Origin of the sequence: Nocardioides thalensis (assembly GCF_013410655.1) — a bacterium.
Lineage (GTDB): Bacteria > Actinomycetota > Actinomycetes > Propionibacteriales > Nocardioidaceae > Nocardioides > Nocardioides thalensis.
In genome coordinates this window covers 1,362,831-1,378,620 of record NZ_JACCFP010000001.1, presented here as the reverse complement: position 1 = coordinate 1,378,620, position 15,790 = coordinate 1,362,831, and the positions used below count along the sequence as shown (strand labels likewise).

Annotated in this window: 13 protein-coding genes; 5 read left to right on the top strand and 8 right to left on the bottom strand. The window is 73.2% G+C overall.

The features are described from left to right. The 6 genes from HNR19_RS06820 to ilvD all read right to left on the bottom strand — a co-directional run bounded on the left by HNR19_RS06820 (window position 1) and on the right by ilvD (window position 6,008). Complete coding sequence (locus HNR19_RS06820) at window positions 1-687, bottom strand: GNAT family N-acetyltransferase (RefSeq protein ID WP_179667208.1); 687 nt, start codon at window positions 685-687, stop codon at window positions 1-3. Between the two features lie 31 nt (window positions 688-718). Next, on the bottom strand, window positions 719-2,086 hold the full coding sequence (locus tag HNR19_RS06815; RefSeq protein WP_179667207.1) for an MFS transporter: 1,368 nt from the start codon (window positions 2,084-2,086) through the stop codon (window positions 719-721). Between the two features lie 72 nt (window positions 2,087-2,158). Next, on the bottom strand, window positions 2,159-2,440 hold the full coding sequence (locus HNR19_RS06810; protein WP_179667206.1) for a hypothetical protein: 282 nt from the start codon (window positions 2,438-2,440) through the stop codon (window positions 2,159-2,161). A 37-nt stretch (window positions 2,441-2,477) separates the two neighbouring features. Then, complete coding sequence (locus HNR19_RS06805; RefSeq protein WP_179667205.1) at window positions 2,478-3,344, bottom strand: hypothetical protein; 867 nt, start codon at window positions 3,342-3,344, stop codon at window positions 2,478-2,480. Between the two features lie 2 nt (window positions 3,345-3,346). Continuing rightward, window positions 3,347-4,315: a pyridoxamine 5'-phosphate oxidase family protein gene (locus HNR19_RS06800; RefSeq protein WP_179667204.1), complete on the bottom strand. Its 969-nt coding sequence runs from the start codon at window positions 4,313-4,315 to the stop codon at window positions 3,347-3,349. A 10-nt stretch (window positions 4,316-4,325) separates the two neighbouring features. Further along, entirely contained in the window at window positions 4,326-6,008 is a 1,683-nt protein-coding gene (gene ilvD, locus HNR19_RS06795; RefSeq protein ID WP_179667203.1) for a dihydroxy-acid dehydratase, read from the bottom strand. A gap of 209 nt (window positions 6,009-6,217) precedes the next feature. Here ilvD and HNR19_RS06790 point away from each other — a divergent pair, with 209 nt between their 5' ends. Next, on the top strand, window positions 6,218-6,529 hold the full coding sequence (locus HNR19_RS06790; RefSeq protein WP_179667202.1) for a hypothetical protein: 312 nt from the start codon (window positions 6,218-6,220) through the stop codon (window positions 6,527-6,529). Between the two features lie 7 nt (window positions 6,530-6,536). On the opposite strand, the gene HNR19_RS23455 is transcribed toward HNR19_RS06790, so the two are convergent. Then, window positions 6,537-9,398, bottom strand: a complete 2,862-nt coding sequence (locus HNR19_RS23455) for an AAA family ATPase (RefSeq protein ID WP_179667201.1) — start codon at window positions 9,396-9,398, stop codon at window positions 6,537-6,539. 160 nt (window positions 9,399-9,558) lie between these two features. On the opposite strand from HNR19_RS23455, the gene HNR19_RS06780 reads away from it, so the two are divergent. Continuing rightward, window positions 9,559-11,463 carry a fibronectin type III domain-containing protein gene (locus HNR19_RS06780; protein ID WP_179667200.1) on the top strand — a complete coding sequence of 635 codons (1,905 nt, stop codon included), beginning with the start codon at window positions 9,559-9,561 and terminating at the stop codon, window positions 11,461-11,463. Between the two features lie 54 nt (window positions 11,464-11,517). On the opposite strand, the gene HNR19_RS06775 is transcribed toward HNR19_RS06780, so the two are convergent. Then, window positions 11,518-12,609, bottom strand: coding sequence for a WD40/YVTN/BNR-like repeat-containing protein (locus HNR19_RS06775; protein ID WP_179667199.1), 1,092 nt, complete (start codon window positions 12,607-12,609; stop codon window positions 11,518-11,520). A 74-nt stretch (window positions 12,610-12,683) separates the two neighbouring features. On the opposite strand from HNR19_RS06775, the gene HNR19_RS06770 reads away from it, so the two are divergent. The 3 genes from HNR19_RS06770 (at window position 12,684) to HNR19_RS06760 (ending at window position 15,783) form a co-directional block, all read left to right on the top strand. Beyond that, window positions 12,684-13,556 carry an EamA family transporter gene (locus tag HNR19_RS06770; RefSeq protein ID WP_343047087.1) on the top strand — a complete coding sequence of 291 codons (873 nt, stop codon included), beginning with the start codon at window positions 12,684-12,686 and terminating at the stop codon, window positions 13,554-13,556. A gap of 119 nt (window positions 13,557-13,675) precedes the next feature. Beyond that, entirely contained in the window at window positions 13,676-14,623 is a 948-nt protein-coding gene (locus HNR19_RS06765) for an alpha/beta fold hydrolase (RefSeq protein ID WP_179667198.1), read from the top strand. Next, entirely contained in the window at window positions 14,620-15,783 is a 1,164-nt protein-coding gene (locus HNR19_RS06760) for a PQQ-dependent sugar dehydrogenase (protein WP_343047086.1), read from the top strand. Before HNR19_RS06765 ends, HNR19_RS06760 begins: the two co-directional genes overlap by 4 nt. Window positions 15,784-15,790 lie beyond the last annotated feature (7 nt).

Genomic DNA, 15,790 nt, shown 5'->3' with positions numbered 1-15,790 from the left:
CTAGGGCACCCGGAGCCTGCTCCTCTGCGACCCTTCGGCGTCGAAGTTGCTCGGGTCGAGCCAAGCCTCGTGAGCGGCGCGCACCCGGGGCCACTCGGCGTCGGTCACCGAGAACCAGTCGGTGTCGCGGTTGCGGCCCTTGATCACCATGTGGTTGCGGAACCGGCCCTCGTAGACGAACCCGAGCCGCTCGGCCGCGCGCCGTGACGGCTCGTTGAGGCTGTCGCACTTCCACTCGAAGCGGCGGTAGCCGAGGTCCTCGAACGCGTAGCGCATCAGCAGGTGGACCGCCTCGGTCGCCGCCCGCGTCCGCTGCAGAGTCCGCCCGAAGAGCACGCCCGCGATCTCCACCTGTCCGGTGCGCGGGTCGATGCGCAGGAACGACGCGAACCCCTCGGCGCGCCGGCCCTCCGGCAGGATCGCGAAGGTCAGGTCGGACTCGACCACACCGGCCAGGTGCATCCAGAGGTCGGGCAGCTTGGTCGGCTTCGCGATCGGGCGGTAGGTCCAGAGGGCGTCGTCGTCCTCGCCGCAGGTCGCCGCGAACAGGTCGGCGTAGTGCGCCGACGTCAGCGGCACAACCTTCGCGTAGCGGCCCTCGAGTTCCACCGGCTCGGGCGCGGATCGCGGCTCCCAGCCCGGGACGACGTCGCCGACCTGTTGGCCGTGCTCGTTGACTTCTGGCACGCGGGAAGCCTAGACGCGGGCTCGAGCGAGCTCACGGCGCGGAGGTCCGCGACGCCGCGACGACACCGAGGACGGCACCCGCCGCGGCCAGCGAGAACACGACCAGGAACGGGTCCTGGTCCGCACGCTCCGCCGCGGCGAAGGCCGCGCCCGCGACCGACAGGGCCAGCGCGGCGCCCAGCGAGTCGGCGATCGAGAGCGCCGAGGAGTTGAAGCCGCGGTCCTGGTCAGTCGAGGTCGCCAGCATCGCGACGCCGGTCCGCGGGTAGGCGAAGCCCATCCCTGCGCCGGCCAGGACGTACGCCGCGACGGGCACGACCGCGGACGGGCGGGCGCCGGACTCGAACGCCAGAACCGACCCGGCGAGCCCCGTGAGCGCGAGCAGCACGATCGACGTACCGATCACCATCGCGCGGGAGTGGGACACGCGCTCGCCGAGACGGGCCTGCACCTGGCTCGCGGCCGCCCACACCACGCCGACGCAGGTCAGCGCGATGCCGGCGCGCCCCGCCGAGAGGTCCCAATGCTCCTGGAGCACGTAGACGATGTAGGCCTCGGCGCAGAAGAACATGGCGGCCAGCAGCCCGCGCGTCGCGACCACCGCTGGCAGGCCGCGGGCGGCGACGCGGCTCCCGCGCGGCAGGAGCCGGCCGAGCGCGATCCAGACGACGGCGAGCGCGACGACACCGCCGACGGCGGCGGCACCGCGAGCCGAGCCGGCCAGCTCCAGCGCGAGCACCGCGGCGGCTCCCACGACCGCCCACCACAGACGGGAGTAGCCGCCGGGCTCACCTGCCTCGGCGCGCGGCTCGAGGCGCCGGAGCGCAGGGGCGAGCAGGACCAGCGCGAGAGCGACGAACGCGATCGTCCCGAGGAACACCCACCGCCACGTCCACACGTCGGCGACCAGCGCCGCGAGGCCGGGGCCGAACAGGGACGGCAGCACCCAGGCGGCCGCGAACGACGCGAAGACCGCCGGCTGCAGCGGCGGCGGGTAGACGAGCCCGACGAGGACGTAGAGGCCGACCGTGAGCGCTCCCCCGCCGAGCCCCTGGAGGACCCGGCCGACGAGCAGCATCTCCATCGACGGCGCGAGACCCGCCACCACCAGCCCGGCGGCGAACAGCGCCATCGAGACCAGCAACGGTGCGACGGGTCCGGTGCGGTCGCTCCACATCCCGGCGGCCACCATGCCGACGACGCCGCTCGCCAGCGGGGCTGCGAACGCCAGCGCGTAGAGGTCGAGCCCGTCGAGGTCCCTGGCGACGGTCGGCATCATCGTCGCGACGGCCATCGCCTCGAACGCGACGAACGCGATCAGGCCGAACATCCCGATCGTCGTGGCGACGTACGCCGGCGACAGGATGCGCTCGCGGGAGGCGACGGGCGTCGTGGTCACGCGCTGACGCTAGAACCTCAAGCCCACACGAGGTCAACCAGGTTTCTGAGGGTGCCCGCGGCCGCCGGGCTGCTACGCGTCGCTGGTCTCCAGCGCCTGCCCGACCCGAGGCCGTCCGTCACGCATCGCCGTCGCGGTCCGCACTGCCAGAACGACCCAGCAGCCGACCGCCACAGCCGCGAGCAGCGCCGGGATCCAGTGGTGCAGCAGGGAGGACGCGGCGACCGCGGACGCGAACGCCACCAGGTTGGCGACCACGTCGTAGACCGGGGCGACGAAGCGCCGGTTGGCCACGTGCGCGACCGCCACGAAGAGCCCGCACGCGAACGTCACCGAGAGGAGGAAGCTGACCACCAGGCGATTGTGCGGCCCGCACGCGGGCGTGACCGAATCAGGGACGCACTGCCGGCCCGTCGAAGCCCACGTGCACGTGGTCGCTGTGCGTGAGGTCGGAGAAGTACTGGCTGCCGTCGGCGTCCGGATCGACCGGGCCACCCACCTGGTAGGCACCGGTGTCCGCGGCGATCCCCATGACCCGACGGACCAGGCCCGCCGTGTCGGGGTCGACCACCAGTCGGCCGTCGATGCTCCCGATGTCGTAGGCCTGCCCGTCGGGGTGGTTGCTGCGTCGGTCGGTGCCGAAGACGTTCACCGGGTGCGCCGAGATCAGCACGCTGATGCCGATCCGGTGGTGCTCGGCCACGGCGAGCATCGACCTCAGCACCGGCTCGGCGACCAGTCCGGCGGCGACGTCCTTCCGGCCGGCCCAGGGCAGGTCGATCCGGTCGCTGTCCAGCACCCGGCGAGCCAAGCGCCCCGGCTCTTCCACTGGCGACAGGTCCGCCGCGGGCGTGACCGACGCGGTCCGCCAGCCCTCGGCGGTCTCGCGCAGCCGCACGTCGTACGTCGTGCCGCCGCCCGACCTGAAGTCGGCCTCGACCAGGATGCTTGCCTCGGGCGGGAGGTAGCCGAAGTACTGCGTGTAGGTCACCTGCCGCACCGCGGGCAGGGCCTCGACCGCGCGGGCGGCCACGCGCTTCGCGGCGCCGTCGACCTCGGCGGCGTGCGGCTCGTAACGGGTCGGACGCGGCCGCTCCGGCTCGGCGACGGTCGCGTCGTCGGTGGGCCGGTCCGGGGTCGCTGACGGGCTCGGCGGCTGGGCCGGGTCGTCGTCTCCGGCCGAGGACGAGCACGACGTCAGCCCGACAGGGGCGAACAGGGCGATCGCACCGACCATCAGCCGCGCGCGACGTGTCATCGTCAGACTGCCGCGCGGAGGGCTGCGTCGACCTCGGACGTGATCGGGTCGGTCAGGTCACGGACGAAGACGGCCGTCAGGGTGCCGCCTCCCCGCTCGTCGAGCCGGTCGCGGATCGCGCGCCAGGCGGCGAGGTTCGGGTGCTCGACCTCCGTGCAGGCGGTCGCCGGCGCGAGCGCGGCGATGACCTCGTCGAGCTGCTGCCGTGACATGTCGACCGTCGCGGAGCTGCCGTCGTGCTTCAGCACCGTCGCGAGCATGACCGACGCCAGACCGTGCTTGCCGCCGGGCAGGTTCACGTGCGGGATCTCGCCGTCGACCGCTACCGCCCACGTCACCGGCGCGACCCACCGGTCGATGAACGCCTCGAGCCGGCCCCGGATCGCCGCGAGTCCGTCGAGGGTCGACCACTCCTCGAGCGGGTCGAAGTCGAAGGCGGGCAGGCCGTCGATGCTCGTGCGGTTTTTGCGCCGGCGGTAGTCGGCCGAGCCCTCGACCCCACGGCGGCCGAAGTAGCGCGGCAGCAGGTCGCGCTCGCCCTCGAACGACATGAGCGGTACGCCGTAGCCGCACGCGTCGGAGATCCGCTCGACGTCGACCACGATCACCGCCCGCGCCCCGGGGACGTCGTCGAAGCGCGAGGCGAGCTCGTCGTACTCCTCGTCGTAGATCGTCACCACGCGGCCGGTGCCGTGGAAGCGCACGATGTTGGGCGGGCCCTCGAAGGCGCAGAACATCGCCACGACGCGGCCGTTCTCGCGGATGTGGGCGATCGTCTCGCTGCCGCTGCCGCTCGTGTCGACCCACGCGAACGTGTGGTCGTCGAGCACGCCGAACGTGCCCTTGAGGCCGCGCGGCGACACGTTGACGTGCCCGTCCGCCGCGAGCGGCGAGGTGGCGACGAAGAAGACGTGCTGCTTGTCGACGAACTCGCGGAGCCGACCCGAGATGCTCCCGTAGACCTTGGCCACGCGCGGACGATCAGCCGGTGACGGCGCCGTGGGCGGCCGACTGCACGATCTTGGCGTACTTGCCGAGGACGCCGCGGGTGTACTTCGGCGGGTTCGGCGCCCAGCCCTCCTTGCGCGCCTCGAGCTCCTCCGGCGCGACCTCGACCTCGAGGGTCCGGTTGAGCACGTCGAGCACGATCGGGTCACCGTCCCGGACGAACGCGATCGGCCCGGCGTCGACCGCTTCCGGCGCGATGTGGCCGACGCACAGGCCGGTGGTGCCGCCGGAGAACCGGCCGTCGGTGATCAGGAGCACGTCCTTGCCGAGGCCGGCGCCCTTGATCGCGCCGGTGATGGCGAGCATCTCGCGCATGCCGGGGCCGCCCTTGGGGCCCTCGTAGCGGATGACCACGACGTCGTTCGCGACGATCCGGCCCTCCTCGAGGGCGTCCATCGCGGCGCGCTCGCCGTCGAAGACCCGGGCGGTGCCGCGAAAGACCGTCTCGTCGAAGCCCGCGCTCTTGACGACCGCGCCCTCGGGGGCGAGCGAGCCCTTGAGGATGGTGATACCGCCGGTCTTGTGGATCGGCCGGTCGAGGCTGCGGATGACGTCGTCGTCGAGCGACGGCGGCGCGATCTCCTCGAGGTTCTCGGCCAGCGTCTTGCCGGTCACGGTCAGGCAGTCGCCGTGCATCAGGCCGGCGTCGAGCAGCGCCTTCATCACGACCGGGATGCCGCCGATCTTGTCGACGTCGTTCATGACGTACTTGCCGAACGGCTTGAGGTCGCCGAGGTGCGGCACCTTGTCGCCGACCCGGTTGAAGTCGTCGAGGGTCAGGTCCACCTCGGCCTCACGCGCGATGGCGAGCAGGTGCAGCACCGCGTTGGTCGAGCCGCCGAGGGCCATCACGACCGTGATGGCGTTCTCGAACGCCTCCTTGGTCATGATCTGGCGCGCGGTGATGCCCCGGCGCAGCAGGTTGACGACCGCCTCGCCCGACTTGTGGGCGAACCCGTCGCGGCGGCGGTCGACGGCCGGCGGCGCGGCCGAGCCGGGCAGCGACATGCCGAGCGCCTCGCCGACCGAGGCCATCGTGTTCGCGGTGTACATGCCGCCGCAGGCGCCCTCGCCCGGGCAGATCGCCCGCTCGATGCGGTCGACCTCCTCGCGGGTGATCTTGCCGGCGAGGCAGGCGCCGACAGCCTCGAAGGCGTCGATGATCGTGACGTCGCGGCCGTCGACGTTGCCGGGCATGATCGAGCCGGCGTAGAGGAACACGCTCGCGAGGTCGAGGCGGGCCGCGGCCATGAGCATGCCGGGCAGCGACTTGTCGCAACCGGCGAGCAGCACCGAGCCGTCGAGCCGCTCGGCGTTCATCACGACCTCGACCGAGTCGGCGATCACCTCCCGCGACACCAGCGAGAAGTGCATGCCCTCGTGGCCCATCGAGATGCCGTCGGAAACCGAGATGGTGCCGAACTCCAGCGGGTAGCCCCCGCCGGCGTGCACCCCGTTCTTCACGGCCTTGGCCAGCCGGTCGAGCGAGAGGTTGCAGGGCGTGATCTCGTTCCACGACGAGGCGACGCCGATCTGCGGCTTGGCGAAGTCCTCGTCCCCCATGCCTACCGCGCGGAGCATGCCACGGGCGGCGGCCTTCTCCAGGCCGTCGGTGACGTCGCGCGAGCGGGGCTTGATGTCGGGGGCGTCGGTCATGGCAGGAATCGTATGCGAGCGGGTGAGCGGCGTCGTCGGCGAGGAACGAGACGAGACGCTGGCCGCGAGCGAGCGAGCAGGGCGCGAAGCGCCCCGTCGGGGTAGCCCTGCCGGCCCGGCGCGGTCTCGGCGCCCGAAAATGTTGTTGATCCTTGTATCAGTGTTGTCCACGGATGTACGGCGACCGCGGCCGGCCCCACGCTGGTTCCGTGCCGACACTCCTCATCAGCCTCGACCTCGACCCCGCCCGGTCGGACGAGGTCGTGCGCCTGCTCCGCACCGAGATGGCGCCGTGGATGCGGCACCGCCCCGGCTTCCAGTCCAGCCGTTGGTTCCTCGCCGACGACCACCGCCACTGCACGATCACGGTGGAGTTCGACGACGAGCAGCACGCCACCGACGTCGCCGAGGCGACGCTGGCGCTGCCCGACACCCCGGCCCGGTCGTGGCACGTCGCCCGCTGCGAGGTGGTCGCCGACCTCGACCTGGCGCCGCGGCCCGGCGTACGGATCGACCCGTAGGCGGAGGTCACCCGGCGAACGCGCCCAGGCCGCCACGGTCGGCGGCGCCGGTGCGCTGGAGCAGCCGGGCGACGTGGGTCTCCACCGTGCGGACGGAGAGGAACAGCCGGTCGGCGATCTCCTTGTTGGTGCGGCCCTCGACGACGAGGCGCAGGACGTCGTACTCCCGTGCGGTGACTCCGAGCTGTTGGAGCGCCGCGGGCACCCGGTCTCCTCCCGCCGCCCGACGGGGTACGGCGAAGCCGGCCTCCCGCATCGCTACGCGGGTCGCCGAGGCGGCCTCGGTGAGGCCGAGGTCGACGAAGCCGTCGAGCGCCCGGCGGAACCAGCGCTCCGGCTCGCCCCAGCGGTCGGCAGCGGCGGCACGAGCGACCAACGCCCAGACGCACAGCTCGTGCCAGGGCTCGTCGCCGGGCATCGCACCGGCGGCGTCGGCGAACGTCTGCTCGGCGGTGGCGGCATCACCGGCCCGGCCGGCGGCGACGGCGTCGGCCGCTCCGAGCGCGAACCAGTTGAAGGGCGCGTGCACCTGCGGCCACGCCCGCACCTCGGCCCGCACGGCCTCGCCGTCGTGCAGCACCGTGTCGACCAGCGCGTAGAGCCCGCGCAACGAGAACGGCAGCCCGGGATGGCGCCGCAGCACCTCGTCGGCCGCCGCGAAGTGCGCGTGCGCCTCGTCGTACCTCCCCCGGGCGAGCGCGACCGGCGCCCGCACGTGGCCGGCGACCGACATCTCCACCAGCGGGTCGTCGGCGCCCAGCGCGAGGCCCTCGGCGAGGTCGGCCTCCATCGCGTCGGTGTCACCGAGCAGCCCGTGCGCGTGCGCGCGGAGCACGATGGTGATGGCGAGCTCGGCCTGCCGCAGCCGCCGCATGATCGCGACCGCCCGGTCCAGGCGGGCCAACGCGTCGGCGACGTCCATCAGCCGGATCCGGACGAGCGCGATGTCGAACTCCACCCGCGCCGCGGCCGGGACGGCGCCGATCTCCAGCAGCGCCGCACGGGCAGCCAGCAGCCGGTCGTCGGTCGGGCGGCGCCGGATGATGTCGAGGGAGCCGAGCTGGGCGAGGTTGCGCGCCCGCCACAGCAGCAGGCCATGCCTGTCCGCGATCCGGAAGCCCTCCTCGAAGGCCTCCTCCGACGCGACCACGTCGTGGCCGCGCAGCGCGCGGCCGAGCACCTCCCACGCCTCGCACGCGATCTCGGGGCGGTCCTCGCCGACGGCGGCGAGCGCCGCGCGGGCGCGCTCCCCGGCGAGGTCGTCGTCGAGCCGGCCGAGCGCGATCCGGGCGGCCAGCACGTGACCCAGCGCCGGGTCGTGGTCGGCGCATCCGGCGAGGCGCTCCTCGGCCTCGTCCCAGCGCCCGGCGGCGACGAGGATCCGCACCAGGCGCAGCTGCAGCTCGGCGAGCCGCGCCGGGTCGCTGGCGCTCCCGGTCAGCTGTTCGACGAGCGGCTCGGCCACCTCGAGCGCGGCCTGGGCGTCACCCGCCAGCGCGTGCACGCCGACCTGCGCCTCGCGCACCTCGACGGCGGTCGGGTGGTCGGCAGGGACGAGGTCCGCCGCGCGGGCGAGCGCCTCGCCGGCGCTGACGAGGGCGCCGCGCTCGGTCGCCGCGCGGCCCGCGGCGAGCCAGTGGGTCGCGGCGCGGACGTCCTCGCCCGCCGCCTCGAAGAGCTCGGCCAGCTGCTGGTGCGCCTCGTCGTCGGCAGCACCGACGACGCCGTCGGTGGAGGTGTCGCCGACCGTGCCCGCGATCGCCTCGGCGAGCACTCCCGCCAGCCGCACCCGGTCGGGCGGCAGCACCGACTCCAGCACCGCCTCGCGCGTCAGCGCGTGCCGGAACGCGAACCCGTCGGGCGGCGCGGGTACGACGAACCGCTGGTCCCGCAGCTCGCGCATCGCGGCGGAGAGGCCGCGGCCGTCGAGGCCGAGCGCGGCGCCGACGATGGTCCAGTCGAACTCGGTGCCGAGCATCGCCGCGGCCTCCAGCACGTCCCGCGCCGCCGGGCTCACCGCCTCGAGGCGGCCGGCGACCGAACGCGCGAACGAGCGCGGGACGACGAGCTCGGGCTGCTCCCCCGCCACCCAGGTGTCGTCGCGGCGTACCAGCGCTCCGCTGTCGCGGAGGTCGGCCAGCAGCTCCTCGACGAAGAGCGGGAAGCCCGCCGCGTAGCGCCGCACCAGGTCGGCGACCTCGGCGGGCGGCTCGCCGTCCAGGCATGCGCGCAGCATCGCGGTCACGTCGTCGTCGGCCATCGGCTCGAGGTCGACGACCTCGAGCGCGCCGCGGGCATGGAGGTCGGCGACCAGCTCGGTGACCGCGGCGACGTCGTGCGGCCGGGTGGTCGCGACGACGACGAGCGGCACGTCGCGGATGTTGTCGGCGACGTACTGGAGCACGTTGAGCGTCTCCGGGTCGGCCCAGTGCAGGTCCTCGATCATCAGCAGCGTGCCGCGCCCGCCGATCGCCGTCGCGAGCCGCAGCAGCGCCTCTCCGATCAGCACGACCGACGGCTCTCCGTCGTCGGCCGTCGTGCGGAGCTGGGGCGCCAGCCGGCCGAGAGCCGGGAGGAACGGCGCGAGCGCCGGGTCGTCGGGTACGGCGCCGCCGCGCAACCACGCGAGCAGGGCCTCGCCGAGGGGCCGCAGCGGCACCGGGGTCGCGGCCCGCACCGCCCTGCCGGCGAGGACGGCGAGCCCGCCAGCACGCGCCTCCTCGAGCAGCTCCCCCGCCAGCCGGGACTTGCCCACGCCCGGCTCCCCCCGCACCACCCAGACGCCGCCGCGGCCAGCCGCAGGCAGGGCGAGGGCGTCGCGGAGCCGGGTGAGCTCCTCGTTGCGGGACACGAGGACGGGGCAGCGCACGGTCGGAGGCTAGTCCGTTGACTAGACCGGCGCAGGAGGTTGGCTCGGTGTTGGTTACGTAGCCGTCGCCCTTGGATGCGTGGCGCGCTCGGATGTACGGCGCAGCCGCCGCGGGCAGCGTTGGGGACACCGATCCCGAACCTCCCGAAAGGCCCCACCCATGCGCACGCAGATTCTCGGTACTGCCGCCCTCGCGGCGATCACCGGAGCCGTCACCCTCGGCCTCCCGGCGACCCCCGCACAGGCCGACGCCTGGCAGCCGCTCAAGCCGGTCCCGTTCCCTGCCGGTGTCGCCACCGACCTCACCGTCGCGTCCACCGGACCCGGCGACGCCGTCGCCGCGGCGATCATCGGCGGCGACGTCCACGTCGCCACCGCCAACCACGGCACCTGGACCCACCACACCGTCGTCGCCGACACCGTGGCGACCGGCCTCCAGCTGTCGAGCAACGGCGCCGGCGACACGGTCGTCGCCTGGGTGCAGTCGATCAACGACAAGAACAAGCTGCGCGCGAGCCGCCAGCTCACGCCGGGCAGCTGGTCGGCGCCGCAGACCCTCGTCGGCGACGACCTCCCCGTCGACGGTCTCCCCGACATCGGGGTCGCCGGCAACGGCCGCGTGATCGCGACGACGGCAGTCAGCGGCGGCGACGTCGACCACCAGCTGGTCGTCGTCGAGTGGGCCGAGGGCCAGGCGCCGGGCGAGCCGAAGGTGCTCTCCGCCGCCGACTCGTGGAACCCGTCGCTCGACGTCAACGCCGCCGGCGAGGCGGTCATCGCTGCTCAGTACACCGGCCTCATCGACGACATCGTCGACGTGTACGTCCGCACCCCGGGCCAGGGCTGGGAGCTCTCGCAGAACGCGGGTGCCGACGGCAACCTGGCGTCGTCCGTCGACGTCGCGATGAGCGACAACGGCACGGCGCAGGTCGTCTGGAGCGCCGTGGACGACGGGACCTACCGGATCCAGACCAGCCGGGTGCATGCGGACGGCAACGTCACGAAGGCCGAGGGCTTCCTGTCCCCTGCCGACGAGAGCGCGAGCGATCCCAAGGTCGCGATCGACGCCGACGGGGCCGCCCTCTTCACCTGGGCGGCGTTCAAGAACGGCACCAAGTCCGTCCGCTACGCGACCGCGGCCAACAACGCCGGCCCGGGCACCTCGGTCCTGCTGCCGGGCACGCTCGACGAGGCGGCGGAGCCGACCCCACGCCTGAGCGACCACGGGCTCCGGCTGATCCAGCACCATGGGTCGGGCAAGGTCATGACCAGCTTCCGCACCGGGCCGCAGCTCTTCGACTCGATCACGACCGGCAACGGCTTCGGGCAGCACAACGCGGTCGACGTCGACACCGAGGGCAACGCGGTGATGGTCGGCTACAAGGCCGGCGACAAGGTCTACGCGCGGTTCTTCGACACCGCCGGGCCGCAGGTCGAGCTCACCGGCCCGCAGGGCGCGCAGCAGCTCGTCACGACGTTCCCGGTCAGCTGGACCGCCACCGACTCGCTCACCGCGATCAGCGGTGCGACGATCATCGGCCGGGAGGCGGCGTGGAACAAAACCGCCTTCACGGAGCCCGCCGTCCTGCAGCAGGCCACCGGGTCACCCGTGGACTTCTCCGGTGACCCCGGCACGACGTACTGCCTCGCGGTCCAGGCCAAGGACGCTGCCAACAACACCAGCGCCCGGACGCCCGAGCGGTGCACGACGCTCCCGCTCGACGACACCTCGCTGGTCGGCGGCAACGTCTGGAAGCGACAGAAGGAGGCCGGCCACTACCTCGGCACGGTCACCCGCACCGACCAGAAGGGAGCCGTCCTCACCCGCGGCGGTATCCGGGCCAAGCGCCTCGCGCTGGTGGTGCAGCGGGCGCCGAAGGGTGGCACTCTCCGGGCGACGTTCAGCGGCCAGCTGCTGGGGACCTTCGCGCTCAAGGGCACCGGCAAGCAGAAGCTCCTCACGCTGGCGAAGTTCGGCAAGATCCGCAGCGGGAAGCTGAAGCTGACCGTGGTCAGCGCCGACGGCCGGAAGGTCGCGATCGACGGTCTCGTCGTCGCCAAGTGACTCGCCCCCGCGGGCGGCCGATGTGGGGCGGCCGCTCGCGGGGTGCGACCCTTGCTAGCCCTCGTAGGTGCCGACCTTCACCGACATCACGTCGGGGAGGTCGGCGACGATGTTCCGCCAGGTGACGCCCTCGTCGGCCGACGCCCACACGGTGCCGTTGCGGGCTCCGAGGTAGAGCCCCGCCGGGTCGTGGTCGTCGGCGCACATCGCGTCGCGCATGACCGCGACGTAGAAGGACTCCGGCAGCCCCTCGCCGTACGGCGTCCAGGACTCGCCCGCGTCGTCGGAGCGCCAGACCAACGGCTTGGCGTCGGGCGGGAAGCGGCCGTCGCCCCCGGCCAGCGGGAAGACGTAGATCGTGTCCGGCTTGTGCGGGTGGACCACGATCGGGAAGCCGAAGTCGCTCGGGAGCCCGGCGCCGATGTCGGCCCACGAGCCGCCCTCGTCGTCGGAGCGGTAGACACCGCCGTGGTTTTGGGCGTAGAGCCGCTCGGGGCGGCTCGGGTGCCGGGTCACCTTGTGGACGCACTGCCCGAACTCGGGGTAGCGCTGCTCCTCGGGCAGGAAGTCGGCCCGGATGCCCTGGTTGCGCGGCTCCCACGACATGCCGCCGTCGGTCGTGCGGTAGACGCCTCCGGTCGAGATCGCGGCGGTCACCGACGCCGGGTCGGTCGGGTGCGGCAGCACGGTGTGGAACGCCTGCCCGCCGAAACCCTCGCCCCACTCGGGGCGCTGCGGGTGGTCCCAGAGCCCCTGCTCGAGCGCGAAGGTCTCGCCGCCGTCCTCGGACTTCCAGACCGCTCCGGGCTCGGTGCCGGCCCAGACCACGCCGTCGACGGCGCCGGGCATCAACTGCCAGACGCGCTCGACCGTGGCGTCGGCGCCCTCGGGGAACTTCACGCCCCCGCCCGCGGTCTCCTGCCAGGTCTCGCCGAAGTCGTCGGACCACCGCACCTGCGGGCCCAGCCACATGGACGATGCGCCGGCGAAGATCCGCGGAGTCCCGCCGCCGCGGTTGTCGACGAGGCCGGAGTAGACCTCCTCCATGTTGTGGTGGGGACCGGTGAAGGTCCACTCCTCGCGCCGGTCGTCGGACCGGCCGATCCACTGTCCCTTGCGGGTCCCGACCAACAAGACCGTGCCCATCGAGCACCACCCTTTCCCGTCGTCAGCAGGGCCTGCGTGCGGGCAGGCTCCCGCCCTCTCCCTAGAGTGACCCAGTGCCACCCCAGAAGTCATCGGTCCACCTCGAATCGGTGGTGCTGGTCCTCATCGGGATCGCGTCGGTGCAGCTGGGCGCGGGCATCGCGAAGACGCTCTTCGACGAGATCCCGCCGTCGGCGATCGTGTGGCTGCGCCTCGCGACCAGCACGCTCGTGCTCCTCGTCTGGGCGCGCCCGCGGGTGCGGGGGCGCGACCGGCTCGACTGGCTGACGGTGCTCGGCTTCGGCGTCTGCCTGGGCACGATGAACTGGGCGATCTACCAGTCGTTCTCGCGGATCCCGATCGGCATCGCGGTCACGATCGAGTTCATCGGGCCGCTCCTGATCGCTGCCTTCGGCTTCCGGCGGCCGCGCGACCTGGCGTGGGTCGCGCTCGCCGCGCTCGGCGTCGCGCTCCTCGGCGTCGAGCGCGCCGAGCTGGACCTGGTCGGCGTGGCCTTCGCACTGGTCGCGGGCGCCGGCTGGGCGGGCTACATCCTGCTCAGCGCCCGCACGGGCCAGCGGTGGGAGGGCTTCGACGGCCTCGCCCTCGCCAGCCTGGTCGCGGTCGCCCTGGTCACTCCGGCGCTGCTGACGACCGACGGCACCGACCTCCTCGACGGCCGGATCCTGCTGATCGGCGCAGCCGTCGGGCTGCTCAGCTCCGTCATCCCCTACAGCTGCGAGCTCGTCGCCCTCCGCCGCCTGAAGCCCGCCCTCGTCGGCGTGCTGATGAGCCTCGAGCCCGCCGCGGCCGCGCTCGCGGGCCTCGTCGTGGTGTCCGAGGAGCTCGGCGTGCTGCAGTGGACGGCGATCGCGTGCGTCGTCGCCGCCTCGATCGGCGCCACCCGCGCCACCACCACCCCCGTCGCCGCCCCCGCCCCCGACTGACGAACCGGCACGGTTGGCGGGCCGAACCGGCACAGTTGGCGGGCCGAACGGGCACAGTTGGCGGGCCGAACGGGCACAGTTGGCGGGCCGAGCCGGCGTACTCCGGCACAATCGACGTCATGTCAGTCCCCGCGCCCCGCCCTGCGACGACGCCGAGCGACCTGTCCGAGCAGGTGGGCTACCGCGACATCCTGTCCGACGACGGCACCTACCTGCGGGCCTGGACCAACGATCCCGAGGGCGTGATCGACGGACCCACGGTCGTGCTGTGCAACGGGCTCGGCACCAACCCCTACCTCTGGCCCGCGCTGCTCGACCCCGACTGCGGCGTGCGCGTGGTCTCGTGGAACCACCGTGGCGTCGGCGGGTCCGAGCGGCCCGCCGACAAGCGACACGTCGAGATCGAGCACTTCGTCGAGGACGGCCTGTCCGTGATGGACCACTTCGGCATCGACCGGGCGGTGCTGATGGGCTGGTCGATGGGCGTGAACACGATGTTCGAGCTGGCGACGCGCAACCCGGAGCGGGTGCGTGGCCTGTTCGCGGTCTGCGGCGTCCCCGGCGATACGTTCCGGACGATGCTCGCGCCGTTCCACCTGCCGCACCCGGTGGCCCGACTGCTGACGATCACCGGGTGTCGTGCCGCCCAGCTCGGCGGCTGGGCCGTCACCCCGATCACGACCCGGCTGCCCATCGGGCCGCGGACGATCAACCTGATCAGCCACACCGGCTTCATGTTCCCGGTCGCCGACCCGGTGCAGGCGGCGGTGGGGATCAAGGAGTTCCTGACCACGCCCGTGCAGTGGTACGCCCACCTCGCCCTCGGCACGTCCAAGCACGCACGCGTGTCGCTGAGCGGCATCGAGGCGCCCGCCCGGTTCGTGGCGGCGACGTACGACGTCCTCGCGGGCGCGCGCGACATGGCGACCGCGGCCGAGCGGCTCCGCGACGCCGACTACATCGAGCTGCGCGGATCGCACTTCATCCAGCTCGAGCAGCCCGAGCGGGTGCACGGGCTCCTGCTGGACTTCATCGAGCAGCTCTACGTGCTCGAGGACGCCGGGTGATCTTCCGCCGTACGGCGCCCGCGGCGGCATTGCTCGCGCTCGGCCTCGTCGTTGCTGCCTGCGGCGCCGACGACGACCCGGAGGCGGACCGGCCGTCGCCCACCCGGACGTCGGCGACCGCGACCGGCTCCGGCAGTCCGTCCGATCCGTCGAGCGAGCGGCCGTCCGTCCGTCCCGACGGCGCGCCCGACGTGGTCGCGACCGCCGCGACCGGACTCGACACCCCGTGGGGCCTGGACTTCCTGCCCGGCGGGCGAGCGATCGTCACCGAGCGCGACACCGCACGGGTGCTGCTCATCGACCCGCCCCGCGGCGACGCGCCCGGCGCGGTGGTCGAGGCGGGCACGATCCCGGAGGTCGTCGCCGAGGGCGAGGCAGGCCTGCTCGGCGTGGCGGTCTCCCCCGACTTCGCGGACGACCGTCTCGTCTACTTCTACGTCTGCACTGCCGACGACAACCGGGTCGTGCGCGCCACCCTCGACGGCGACGAGCTCGGCGCTCCCGAGCCGATCCTGACCGGCATCCCCAACGGGTTCATCCACGACGGCGGCCGGCTGGCGTTCGGGCCCGACGGGATGCTCTACGTCTCCACCGGCGAGACCGGCGAGTCGTCGCTCGCGCGCGACCGGTCGTCGTACGCCGGCAAGATCCTGCGGATCACCCCGGACGGCGACGCTGCGCCTGGCAACCCGTTCGGCACCGAGGTCTGGTCGTGGGGCCACCGCAACATCGAGGGCCTCGCGTTCGACGACGCCGATCGGCTCTGGGCCTCGGAGTTCGGGCAGGACGCGTTCGACGAGCTCAACCTGATCCGCAAGGGCGACGACTACGGCTGGCCTGACGTCGAGGGCGAGGGCGGGACGCAGCAGGGGTACGTCGACCCGCAGCTGACCTGGAGCGTCGACGAGGCGTCGCCGGCCGGCCTTGCCTACGCCGGCGGCTATCTCTGGATGGCGGCGCTGCGCGGCGAGCGGCTGTGGCGGATCACGGTCGACGGCGCCAACGCGTCGGAGCCGACGGCGTTCCTCACTGGCGAGCTGGGCCGGCTCCGCACCGTCGAGGTCGCGCCCGACGGCACGCTGTGGCTCACCACCAGCAACAACGACGGCCGGGGCGTGCCGGGGCCGGACGACGACCGGATCCTGGTCCTCGACCCCTAGCGACGGT